This window comes from Streptomyces sp. NBC_01197, assembly GCF_036010505.1.
GTDB lineage: Bacteria > Actinomycetota > Actinomycetes > Streptomycetales > Streptomycetaceae > Streptomyces.
The window spans coordinates 3,449,809-3,462,421 of record NZ_CP108569.1 but is presented as its reverse complement, the minus strand read 5'-3'; the positions used below and the strand labels follow the sequence as shown (position 1 = coordinate 3,462,421).

The following is a 12,613-nucleotide window of genomic DNA, read 5'->3' as shown; positions in this document are numbered from 1 at the left end:
CAGCCGCACCACAAGCACCGTTCAAGACACCCTTCGAGGAATGTTCATGGATGCCATCTCCCTGGGCATCGGCGTGCTCGTCGCCGTTGTCCTGCTCATAGCCGTCGCACTCGTCCTGGTGCTCAGCAGGTTGTTCCGCAAGGTGGAGCAGGGCCGGGCACTGATCATCTCCAAGACGAAGAAGGTCGACGTCACCTTCACCGGTGCCGTGGTGCTGCCCGTGCTGCACAAGGCCGAGTACATGGACATCTCGGTGAAGATCATCGAGATCAGGCGGACCGGGCGCGAGGGCCTGATCTGCCAGGACAACATCCGGGCCGACATCCACATCTCGTTCTTCGTACGGGTCAACAAGACCGTCGAGGACGTCGCCAAGGTCGCCCAGGCGATCGGCACCCAGCGGGCCAGCGACAAGGCGGCGATCCAGGAGTTCTTCGCCGCCAAGTTCTCCGAGGCGCTGAAGACCGTGGGCAAGCAGCTGGACTTCGTGGACCTGTACACGAAGCGCGAGGAGTTCCGGGACCGGATCATCCGGGTCATCGGCACCGACCTCAACGGCTACCACCTGGACGACGCGGCCATCGACTTCCTGGAGCAGACGCCGATGGCGCAGCTCGACGGCGCCAACATCCTGGACGCCCAGGGCATCCGCAAGATCACCGAACTGACAGCCGTCGAGCACGTTCGCACCAACGAGTTCCAGCGCACCGAGCAGAAGGAGATCACCCGGCAGAACGTCGACGCCCGGGAGACCATCCTGGAGCTGGAGCGCCGGCAGGCCGAGGCGGAGATCAAGCAGCAGCGCGAGGTCGACACCCTGCGGGCCCGCGAGGAGGCGGTGACGGCCAAGGTCCAGGAGGAGGAACGCCTGGGCGCGCAGACCGCGTTCCTGCGCACCGAGGAGCAGCTCGGGGTGCAGCGCGAGAACCAGGCGCGCGAGATCGCCGTGGCGCAGAAGAACCGCGAGCGGGTCATCGCCGTCGAGAACGAGCGGATCGAGAAGGACCGGCTGCTGGAAGTCATCGGCCGGGAACGTGAGACGCAGCTGTCGATGATCTCCAGGGACAAGGAGGTCGAGGCGGAGCGCCGTGAGGTGGCCGACGTAGTCCGCGAGCGGATCGCGGTGGACCGTACGGTCGCCGAGCAGGAGGAGTCGATCAAGAAGCTGCGGATGGTCGAGGAGGCCGAGCGCACCCGGCAGGCCGTGATCATCGCGGCCGAGGCGGAGGCGCAGGAGCGGCTGGTCAAGGACATCAAGGCAGCCGAGGCGGCGGAGGTCGCGGCGACGCACCACGCGGCCGAGCAACTGACCCTGGCCGAGGCGCGGCTGAAGTCCGCCGACCTCGACGCCCGGGCCAAGCTGCGGCTCGCCGAGGCGATCCAGGCGGAGGCAGCCGCACCCGGACTGGCCGATGTCCAGGTACGCGACAAGGAGGCCGACGTCATCGAGAAGGCGGGCCGCGCCGAGGCGGAGGCCACCGAGGCCCGGCTCAGGGCCGAGGCCTCGGGGGCGCGTCTGAAGGCACTGGCCGTGGCGGAGGGCACCAGCGCCCAGGCCACCGCGGACGCGGCGATGATCGGCGAGAAGCTGAAGGCGGAGGCCGCGGGCCTCACCGAGAAGGCGGCGGCGATGGCCGCGCTGGACGACGCGTCGCGCGGACACGAGGAGTACCGGCTGCGCGTCGCGGCCGAGAAGGAGATCAGGCTGGCCGGGATCGACGTCCAGCGCCAGGTCGCGGAGGCACAGGCCACGGTGCTCGCCACCGGCCTGGAGAACGCCGACATCAGCATCGTCGGCGGCGAGTCGGTCTTCTTCGACCGCCTGGTGTCGTCGATCTCACTGGGTAAGGGCTTCGACGGCTTCATGGAGAACTCCAGGACGGCCCAGACGCTCGCCAGGCCGTGGCTGGACGGTTCGGCCAGCTTCCCGGAGGACCTGACGAAGATACTCGGGTCGGTGTCGAGTGGTGGTGTACGGGATCTGACGGTGTCGGCGGTGCTGATGCAGCTTCTGAAGTCGGGGGGTGCGGAGGCGGGTCCGGTCCAGCAACTCCTGGACCAGGCGGACCGGTTGGGGCTCTCGGATGTGCCGGTCGCTGCGCTGGACGGGGCGGCGAAGGTCTGAGGGGTGGGCCGGGGGCGCTGCCCCCGGCCCCCCCTTGTCCTCAATCTCCCCCAGCTACCGCTGGGAGGTGCCCCCAGGACGGGCTGGATTCTGCCGGACACCTTCCCCAACCACCACCACCGCCCACCCACACCACAGAAAGCAGCCGATGACCACCACCTCCGTAGACGTCGGCACCTACGAGGTGCTCCGGGACCGGCTGACCGTTCAGGCCGCCGAGCTGGCCCGCAGGGCCACCACCCTCAACACCCGCCGCACCGAGACCTTCGGCTCGATGGAGCTGGCCCTCACCCGCACGGAACACCTCCGCACCGACAGCAGCTGCGTCCCGCGCGACACAGTCGCCATCGGCAACCACCTGCTCATCGGCGGTAACACCCCACCAGGGCAGAAGCAGACATCCGACCCGACCCGCGCGGCGGCCGCGGCCGACGTGTTCGCCCTGTACGACACCGCCCTCAACCGCCTCCCCGACACCGCCGTGCCGGGCCTGCTCGACGACCCCGCCTTCACCAGGGAATTCGCGGAGCTGCACCGCTACTACCGCGACGCCCGCCTCCTCCAGCTCCGCCACACCGACGGCAAGCTCCTCGCCGTGTTCCGTACCGGCGAGACCGCCGACGACATCCGCGTACTGCGCTGGACGCTCGCCGCCGACGGCAGCGCCACGTACCTGGACGCACGCGGCGACCGCGACCACGTACTCCCGCCGCCGCACGACTTCGAGTGGACCGCGACCACACGCCAGGACCACGTGCTCGGCCGGCACCCGCACATCGCCCTCCCCGGCGGCGTGTACGTGACGACGGTCGGCGGAGCCCTCACCGTCAAGGACGAGGACGACACCGGGACGGCAGAGGGGATCTGGTCCGAGCCGGTCGATGAACCGCTCCAGTCGCTCGCCGACGCCGAGGTGGAGTACGCCCGCGTCGGCGTCCTCCTCCTGGTGCGCGTACGCCCGTACAAGGAGGAGGGCCGGCGCCACCTGGTCTTCAACACGGTGACCCGCGCGGTCGTCCGCCTCGACGGCATCGGGCAGGCCTGCCGCAGACTCCCCGAGGACCAGGGCATCGTCTTCCCCGGCGGGTACTGCCTGGCCACAGGCGCGTGCAAGTCCTTCGAACTCGACACGACAGGGCTGGAGTTCGACCGGCCGCTCCGCTCCCCGAACGGCGAGGACGTGCTGTACGTCTTCCACGCCCGCGCCGACGGCCGCACCCTGCTCCTGCCGTACAACCTGATCCGCAAGGAGACCGGGACCCCGATCGTCTGCCGGGGATACGCGCTCTTCGACGACGGCACCCTCATCGTCCTGCGCGGCGAGTCGGACGAGCCCGCCCGCCTCCACCCCCTCCAGCGCTGGCGCTCCCCGTACGTGTCCGACACCTACGCCGACACGGCCCCGGCAGGAGAAGGGACTCTCGCCCGCATCGGCAACGCCGACCTGGTGCGCGGGATCTCCGACTGTCTGTCGCTGGCCCGCGCGGTCACCGAGAACACCGCTCCCACCACCGGCGTGTACGAGACGCTGCTGGCCTCCTGCGTACGGGCCGCCGACACCCACCACTGGCTGGGCGACGAGGGAACGGGCGGCCTGCTGGAACCGCTCGACGGACTGCGGACCACTGCCGGGCAGGTGCTCGCCGAGTTCGAGACCGTCCGGACGCTGACCCGGCAGGCCTCCGACGCGCTGGACGCCGCCGAGGCGCGGACCGCCGGGCTTGTGCGCCGCGTCCGCGGTGAGGCGCCCGGTTCGGCCGCCGAGTGGGTCACCCGGCTGACCGAACTGCGCCGCGCGCACGGGCAGGTGCTGACGCTCAAGGAGCAGCGGTACGCGGACACCGCGCGCATCGACGTGCTCGCGGGCGGAGTGGAGGCGGACATCGCCGCGTTCGCGCAGCGGGCCATCGGCCGGCTGCGCCGCGACGACGCGTTCGCCGGGTACCACGCGGAGACCGAGCGGCTCACCGCCGACGCGGAGGCGATCGGGACGGTCGCCGGGGCCGCGCCGGTCACCGAGCGGCTTGACGAGCTCGCGGAGGGGCTGCGTACCGTCACCGAGGTCGTCACCGGACTCGACATCGGCGATGCCACGGTCCGCACCTCGGTGCTTGAGCGGCTCGCCGGGGTTGTCGGCGCCGTCAACCGCGCCCGCGCCACGCTCGAAGCCCGCCGCCGGGAGCTGCTCGACCACGAGGGTCGGGCCGAATTCGCCGCCGAGCGCGCCCTGTTGGGGCAGTCGGTCACCGGCGCGCTGACCGCTGCCTCCACCCCGGAGGCCTGCGACGACCAGCTCGCGGGCCTGCTGCTGAGGGTGGAGGACCTGGAGTCGCGGTTCGCCGGGTCCGACGACTTCCTGGCCGAGCTGGGCGCGCAGCGGACCGAGGTGTACGAGGCGTTCTCGGCCCGTAAGCAGACTCTCCAGGACGACCGCGCCCGCCGCGCGGAGCGGCTCGGCGCCTCGGCCTCGCGCGTCCTGGAGACCGTCACCCGTCGGGTGACCTCGCTCGGTTCGGCGGATGCGATCAGCACCTTCTTCGCATCCGACCCGCTGGTCGCCAAGGTCACCCGCACCGCCGCTGAACTGTGCGAACTGGGCGACCGGGTCAGGGCAGAGGAACTGGCCGGCCGGATCGGGGCGGCCCGCCAGGAGGCCGTCCGCGCGCTGCGCGACCGCACCGATCTGTACGCGGACGGCGGCGCGGTCATCCGGCTCGGCCGGCACCGTTTCGCGGTCAACTCCCAGCCGCTCGAACTGACCCTGGTCCCGTACGGCGGCCCCGGGCACACCGGCGACAGCGACGACAGGGCCGCCGCCGGGCTGGCCTTCGCGCTCACCGGCACCGACTACCGCTCCCCGGTCACCGACCCCGCGTTCGCCGCCTGCCGCCCGTACTGGGGCCGCACCCTGCCCTCAGAGTCACCCGCGCTCTGCCGGGCCGAGTATCTGGCGGCCCGGCTGCTCGCCGAACACGGAGCCGGGGCACTCGCCGCCGCCGATCTCCCGGCGCTGGTACGGCAGTCGGCCGAGGCCGCGTACGACGAGGGGTACGAACGCGGCGTCCACGACCACGACGCCGCGCTGATCCTCGGCGCGCTGCTGCGGCTGCACGCCGGAGCCGGGCCGCTGCGCTTCCCGCCGCAGGCCCGCGCCGCCGCCCAGCTGTTCTGGGCGCACTCCACGACGGACACGGCACGGCGGGCCTGGACCCACAGGGCCGTGTCGATGGCCCGCGCCCGCGAGACCTTCGGGCTGGCCCCGGCCATCACGGACTGGCGGGACGAGCTGGCGGGCGTGATCGGAGGGCCGGACGCGCCGGAAGCAGCGGCGTACCTCTTCGAGGAGCTGACATGCCGTCCCGAGGGCTTCGTCACCCACGCGGTGGCCCGCACTCTGCTCGACAAGTTCCGCGGTGCTGTGGGCACTTCGGCGTACGACGACGACCTCGCGGGGATCGGCGAGGACGACCCCGCGGCCCGCCGCCAGCTGGTGGAGAACTGGCTGGGCGCGTACACCCGGTCCGGGGGCCAGGGCAACACCCGCCCCGGCGACCTCGCCGAGGCGGTCGCCGTAGAGCTCTGCCCGGACCTCCCGCGCTACGAGTCGGCAGCTCCGCTGGCGGAGACGGTGGAGGGGCTGCTCGGGACGCACCCGCGCATCGAGCGCCGCCGTCTGACCGTCCGTATCGACGAACTCCTCCCGGCAGCAGCCGAGTTCCGACGGACGGAAGTACCCGGATTCCGCGACTGCCAGCGGCAGCGCACCGCCCTGGTCGCCGCCGAGCGCGTCCGGCTGCGGCTGGACGACTACCGCCCCCGGGTCATGTCGTCGTTCGTGCGCAACCGGCTCATCGACGAGGTCTACCTCCCGCTGATCGGCGACAACCTGGCCAAGCAGCTCGGCACCGCGGGCGACGCGAAGCGAACCGACAGCAACGGCCTGCTGCTGCTGATCTCGCCGCCCGGCTACGGCAAGACCACGCTCATTGAGTACGTGGCCGACCGGCTCGGCCTGGTCCTGGTCAAGGTCGACGGGCCGGCGCTCGGCCACCAGGTGACGTCGCTCGACCCGGCCCAGGCGCCGGACGCCACCGCGCGCCAGGAGATCGAGAAGATCAACTTCGCGCTGGCCGCTGGCAACAACACGCTGCTGTATCTGGACGACATCCAGCACACCTCGCCCGAACTGCTCCAGAAGTTCATCCCGCTCTGCGACGCCCAGCGCAGGATCGAGGGCGTCAGGGACGGCGCCGCGCGCAGCTACGACCTGCGGGGCAAACGGTTCGCGGTCTGCATGGCGGGCAACCCGTACACCGAGTCGGGGCAGCGGTTCCGGATCCCCGACATGCTGGCCAACCGCGCCGACGTCTGGAATCTCGGTGATGTGCTCACCGGCAAGGAGGACGTCTTCGCGCTGAGCTTCGTGGAGAACGCGCTCACCGCCAACCCGGTGCTCGCCCCGCTCGCGGGCCGGGGCCGCGACGACCTGGCGCTGCTCGTACGGCTGGCCGCGGACGATCCCACCGCACAGCGCGACCGGCTCCAGCACCCGTACCCACCCGGGGAGCTGGACCGGATCGTCGCGGTGCTGCGCCATCTGCTGGCAGCGCGGACCACGGTGCTCGCGGTCAACGCCGCGTACATCGCGTCGGCGGCCCAGTCCGAAGCGGCCCGCACCGAGCCGTCGTTCCAGCTCCAGGGCTCGTACCGCAACATGAACAAGATCGCAGCGAGGATCGACCCGGTGATGAACGGCGCGGAGCTGGCCGCGGTGATCGACGACCACTACAGGGGCGAGGCCCAGACGCTGGCCGGCGGCGCCGAGTCGAATCTGCTGAAACTGGCCGAGCTGCGCGGCACCCTGACGCAGGCGCAGGCGGCGCGCTGGGCGGAGATCAAGGCGGCCGACGTCCGCGCCCGGACGCTGGGGGGCGGTGCGGGCGACGATCCGCTGCCGCGCGCCGTGGCGGCGCTGGGGCTGCTCGCGGACCGGATCGCGGCGGTCGAGACGGCGATCAGCCGGGCGGCGGACCCCAGGTAGCCGGCGTTTTCGCAGACCACCATGGGTGCGCCTGCTCAACTCCGCGTCTCTTCGGGTGAAGTGACGATGCGGAAGCGGCGCGAGCGGGCAGGCATAGCGGAGGTCCACACAAGAGGGCCCGCGTGTATCCGGCCCCGGAGTGCTCCTACGGAAGGGTTTGTGTCTACATGTCTCGAATCGTGCGGATGACCGTGCTGTCTGCCATCGCTGCCGCCGCCACTGTGCTGGGGGGTGCGTCGATCGCCTCCGCGGACAGCGGGGCCGAGGCCGCAGCCATCGGCTCGCCCGGTGTGCTCTCCGGCAACGTCGTCCAGGTGCCGATCGATGTCTCGGCCAACGTCTGCGGCAACAGCGTCAACGTCATCGGCCTGCTCAACCCGGCGTTCGGCAACACCTGCGTGAACGGCGGCCGCGACCGCGACCACGGCCGTGACCGCGACCACGGCCGCGACCACGGGCGCGACCGCGACCACGGGCGTGACCACGACCACGGGCGTGACCACGACCACTGCCGTGACCACGACCACGGCCGTGACCACGACCACGGCGGCTGGAACCACGGCTGGAACTGACCGAAGCACCGTCGGTCAGCCAGTAGCGAGCCTGTAGTGCCCCAGCAGTGAATCAGCAGTGAAGCAGTGAGCACCGTGCCCCGGGCGGCCGTCCTTTCGGCCCTTCCGGGGCGCGGTGCTGTCCGCTGCCGTCACCGGCTCATACATCCATGACAGCGACTCGGAAGGGCACATGAACGTCGACCGGAGATCGGTACTGAAACTGGCCGGAGCGGGCATGGTGGCCGCCGGCGTCACCACGGTGGCCTCGGCAACCGGTGCGTCCGCGGCCGTACGGAGCGTCGCCCCCGGGGCGGTGCGTACGGTCCCGGCAGCGCGGCCCGGCTCGTCCCAGGCCGCCGCCAGGGCCGCCGGACTCGTCGCCCGGATGACCCTGGACGAGAAGATCGCCCTGCTGCACGGCGAGGGCTGGTCCACCGGGTCCGTGGGCTACGCGGGCCGGGTCCTCGCCAACACCCGGCTGGACATCCCGGCCCTGTACCTCGGCGACGGGCCGAACGGCGTGGGCAACCGCTCGACCGGCGTGACCCAGTGGCCCGACTGCAAGACCCTGGCGGCGACCTGGGACCCGGACACAGCGCGGACCTACGGTGCCGCATACGGCGCCGAACAGGCGGCCAAGGGGCACAACATCGCCCTGGCGCCCTGCATCAACATCCTGCGGGTCCCTTACTGGGGGCGGTCCTTCGAGACCTTCACCGAGGACCCCTTTCTCAACGCGGAGCTGGCCGCCCGGGTCGTCGAGGGCATCCAGGCCAACCCGGTGATGGCCACCGTCAAGCACTTCGCGGCCAACAACCAGGAGATCCACCGCGGCTCGATCGACGTGGTGGTCTCCCAGCGGGCCCTGCACGAGATCTACTACCCGGGGTTCCGCGCCGCCGTCCAGCGGGGTGGCGCCGGCGCCGTGATGACCTCGTACAACAAGGTCAACGGCCACTGGTCGCACGAGAACCGCACAGCGGTGCAGGACACCCTGCGTGACGCGTGGGGCTTCGACGGCCTGGTGATGTCCGACTGGGGCGGCACTCACAGCACCGTGCGCACCGCCCGGGCGGGCTCCGATATGGAGATGCCTGGCTCCACCTATCTCGGCGGCAAACTGAAGGACGCCGTCGGCGCGGGCACGGTGAGCGCGGCCACCGTGAACACGATGGCGGTCCACGTCCTCACCGCGATGTACCGGACCGGGCTCTTCGACCACCGACTTCCGGACCCGGCCGCCGTGCTCTCCAAGGTGGTCAGCACCGACGCGCATCGCGCGCTCGCCCGCAGCATCAGCGTCCAGGGCAGTGTGCTGCTCAAGAACACGCGGGTGCTGCCGTTCGCCCGCCCCGCCTCCCTCGCGGTCATCGGCGACGCGGCCGACGCCGGGGCCCGTACACACGGCGGCGGTTCGGGCGCGGTCAAGGCCAGCGGCACCGTCGTCACCCCGCTCGCCGGGATCAGGGCGAGGGCCGGGCGCATCCCGGTGACGTACACCAAGGGCCTCGCGGGGGCCGCCGACGCGGCGCGGGCGGCGGAGGTGGCCGTCGTGGTGGCGGGCGACTACACCAGCGAAGGCGCGGACCGCACCACGCTCGCCCTGCCGGACGGCCAGGACGAGCTGATCGCGGCGGTGGTCGCGGCGAACCCCCGTACGGTCGTCGTCCTGAACACATCGGGCGCGGTCCTCATGCCGTGGCTCGACGGCGCAGGGGCCGTCCTCGCCAACTGGTACGGCGGACAGGAGCAGGGCAGCGCGCTGGCCGCGATGCTGTTCGGCGACGCCGAGCCGGGCGGCCGGCTGCCGGAGACCTTCCCGGCCTCCGAGGACCAGGGCCCGGCGAAGACGGCCGTGCAGTACCCGGGCGACGGCGTGCAGGTCTACTACGACGAGGAACTCGCGGTCGGCTACCGCTGGTACCGGAGCTCCGGCGAGAAGCCGCTGTTCCCCTTCGGTCACGGCCTCTCGTACACCACGTTCCGGCTGTCGGACCTGCGCCTCGACGGGCACGGGGACGGGTACCGCGCGAGCGTCGGCATCCGCAACACCGGCCACCGCACCGGCAGCGAGGTCGTCCAGCTGTATCTGACAGCGCCCGCGGCGGCCGGGGAGCCGGCCGGGCAGCTGAAGGCGTTCGAGAAGGTCACCCTGAAACCGGGCGAGAGCCGGACGGTGCGACTCGCCCTCCCCCGTGAGGCGTTCGCGGTGTGGCTGACGGCCGGGACCGGCTGGACGGTGGTGCCGGGGACCTACACGGTGGCGGTCGGCCGGTCGTCGGCGGACCTGCCGCTGGAGACGGAGGTACGGATCGGGTGAGGCCGCCCGGTATCCGCCCGTCCCGTGGCGACGAGGCGCAGTCGGCGCACTGCTGACGGTGGGCCCCGGTCCGTCGCCGCCTGCTCCGTCTCCTGGTAACGTAACTCCGTTTTGCGCAAGGCGACGTGGCCCGAACCGTCCTGCGCCTCAGGGCCGTGCGGGCGCCGCGCCCGGCTGGGGCGGCTGGAGGATGGAGAGCGGCGCGCTGGTGGGGGAGACGAGGTACTTGGCCAGGTAGGCGGGCCTGCCGCCCAGCTGTGCGGTCTGCGTGATGATGAGCAGCGGATCGGTGGGGCGCAGCCCGAGGAGCCTGCCGCGGGTGGCTCCGGCGATGCCGGCGGTGATCGTGCATTCACCGGGGCCGAAGACCGGGCCGAGCATGCCGGTCATGGCGCCGAGCAGGGTGCGCGGGCTGTCGTGCAGCTCCTGGACCCGGTCGGCGACCACGGGGGAGAGCGCACGGAGGTCCGAACCGCAGGCGATGTGCTCCTGGACCAGGGCCAGTTGCTCCGTGCCACGGGTCAGCCGGGTTTCGCAGAACCACGCGTTGCTGCCCTCTTCGAGCCCGAGGCCCTGCAGGACGAAGTCCGTCGTGCGCTGGAGGTTCATCTCCAGGCGCTCGGCGCGCACGGGCTGTTCGGGCGTGGTGAGCGTCTCCTCGAACGGCTGCAGCTGCTCCAGGCCCTGGCGCGGGAGCGTCTGGCTGACGAACCGTCCCACTCCACGGCGGGTGCGGATGAGCCCGTCCTCCTCCAGCAGCATGAGGGCCTCGCGCACCACGGTGCGGCTCACCCCGAGCCGGGTGCCGAGGTCGGCCTCCTTAGGCAGGGCCGAGCCCAGCGGGAAGACCTGGTCCCGGATGCCCTGCGCGAGGCGTGAGTAGACGGCCACCCGCAGCGGCTGGCCCACGGAGACGGTCATGGGTTCGGCCAGAAACCCGTCGACGGTGGGGGCGGTGACAGGCACGGCGTACCTCGCTTCGCTACGGGCCGGTGATCCAGACCATCTAACCAGAAATCCATCGACACTAGACGCATGTCAGACGGAGAGGTATAACATCTCACATCAGCCAAGAGTGTGACTCACTGTAACGATGAGGTTCCTTGTGAACACAGGCAGTCCGGGCGGCAGCTCAGGTATCAGAGACAGAAACCCGCTGGAACAGGGTGAAACGCCGAATGAAACGCCGCTCCTCCAGGGGAGGAAGGCGGTCGCCCTGGTGGCGACGCTGTTGCTGAGCGTCATCGCCTTTCAGCTGAACGCCAGCATGATCACCCCTGCGCTGCCGGAAATGGCGCGTCAGCTCCACGGAAGCGTGGACGGGATAGCCCAGGTCTCTTCGCTGTTCTTCCTGGCCGGAGCGATCACGGGCGTCGTCCTGAGCCGCCTCAGCGACTTCCGGGGGCGCCGCCGGATCCTCATCGCGGTCCTGATCGTGACCACCGTGGGCACGGTCCTCTGCATCGTCGCCCCGAACCTGCCGGTCCTGCTGACCGGCCGGGTGCTGCAGGGCGCGTCGAGTGCCGCCTTCCAGATCGCGTACGTCGTCCTCAACGAGCGGCTCAGCAAGAAGGTCTTCGCCACCGCGCTCGGAGTGATCACCGCGATCAACGGCGGTGTCGGCGGTGTGGACGGGCTCCTCGGCGGCCGGATGTCCGACGCCTTCGGCTACCGGTCGATCTTCGCCGTCATCCTGGTCATCGGCGTCGCCGCTTCGGTCTGTGTGGTGTTCGTCCTGCCCAAGGACGGGCAGCCGGTCAAGGGCCGGATGGACTGGTGGGGCGCGGCCACCCTGTCGATCGCGCTGTACTGCGTCACCTACCTCGTCTCGCACGGTTTCGCCGACGGCTGGCACAGCACGAGCACCCTCGCCTATCTGGCAGGCACCGTCGTCTCGGCCGTCGCCTTCGGAATGGTCGAGCGCCGCAGGACCACCCCCCTGATCGCGCTCAGGCACCTCAAGTCCCGCCAGGTGTGGCCGGTCATCGCGACGACCGTGATCTCGCTGTCCGGGATCTTCGCGGTCATCAACTTCACCGTTGTGGTCATCAGCCAGAACCCGGGGGCCGGCTTCGGTATGACCGCCACCGAATCGTCGCTGCTCTTCCTCACACCCGCGGCGCTGATCGGGCTGGCCGCCGCCCCGATGGCCGGGCGGCTGGCCGACAGGCAGGGCTGGTTGATCACACTCCGTGCCGGTCTCGTCCTGAGCATCGTGGCCCTGTGCGTCATCGCCTCGTACCCGCTGGAGAAGTGGACCGTCTTCGCGGCGGTTGCCTTCCTCGGCATCACGTACAACGGCCTCGTCCTGACGACCGTGAACGGCCTCGGGGTACTGAACTCGCCCAAGGACGCGCCCGCTGCGCTGCCGGGCCTCAACAGCGCCGCCTTCGGGATCGGCGCGAGCACCGGCATCGGCATCGTCGCCCCGTACGCGGCCCGCGCCACGCACGCCGGCTACAGCACCGCCCTGTGGATCTCGGTGGGGATCTCGGTTCTCGCTTTGGTGGCCAGCCTGTTCATCACCCGGCGGGCGGACTGACGGCCGCCACCCCACTCGCCCCCATACCCTC

Annotated in this window: 6 protein-coding genes; 5 read left to right on the top strand and 1 reads right to left on the bottom strand. The window is 71.1% G+C overall.

Features of this window, described 5'->3' with window-relative positions; translation table 11 throughout:
• Window positions 1-46 precede the first annotated feature (46 nt).
• From OG452_RS15725 to OG452_RS15710, 4 genes are all read left to right on the top strand, one after another.
• Window positions 47-2,125 carry a flotillin family protein gene (locus OG452_RS15725; protein ID WP_327296222.1) on the top strand — a complete coding sequence of 693 codons (2,079 nt, stop codon included), beginning with the start codon at window positions 47-49 and terminating at the stop codon, window positions 2,123-2,125.
• 148 nt (window positions 2,126-2,273) lie between these two features.
• Window positions 2,274-7,166: a DNA repair ATPase gene (locus tag OG452_RS15720; RefSeq protein WP_327296221.1), complete on the top strand. Its 4,893-nt coding sequence runs from the start codon at window positions 2,274-2,276 to the stop codon at window positions 7,164-7,166.
• 185 nt (window positions 7,167-7,351) lie between these two features.
• Window positions 7,352-7,738, top strand: coding sequence for a chaplin (locus OG452_RS15715; RefSeq protein WP_442810023.1), 387 nt, complete (start codon window positions 7,352-7,354; stop codon window positions 7,736-7,738).
• Window positions 7,739-7,910: 172 nt separating this feature from the next.
• On the top strand, window positions 7,911-10,040 hold the full coding sequence (locus tag OG452_RS15710) for a glycoside hydrolase family 3 C-terminal domain-containing protein (RefSeq protein ID WP_327296219.1): 2,130 nt from the start codon (window positions 7,911-7,913) through the stop codon (window positions 10,038-10,040).
• Between the two features lie 147 nt (window positions 10,041-10,187).
• On the opposite strand, the gene OG452_RS15705 is transcribed toward OG452_RS15710, so the two are convergent.
• Window positions 10,188-11,006 (bottom strand): GntR family transcriptional regulator, encoded by an 819-nt coding sequence (locus OG452_RS15705; protein ID WP_327296218.1) that lies wholly within the window; start codon window positions 11,004-11,006, stop codon window positions 10,188-10,190.
• Between the two features lie 127 nt (window positions 11,007-11,133).
• Here OG452_RS15705 and OG452_RS15700 point away from each other — a divergent pair, with 127 nt between their 5' ends.
• Window positions 11,134-12,582, top strand: coding sequence for an MFS transporter (locus OG452_RS15700; RefSeq protein WP_327296217.1), 1,449 nt, complete (start codon window positions 11,134-11,136; stop codon window positions 12,580-12,582).
• Window positions 12,583-12,613 lie beyond the last annotated feature (31 nt).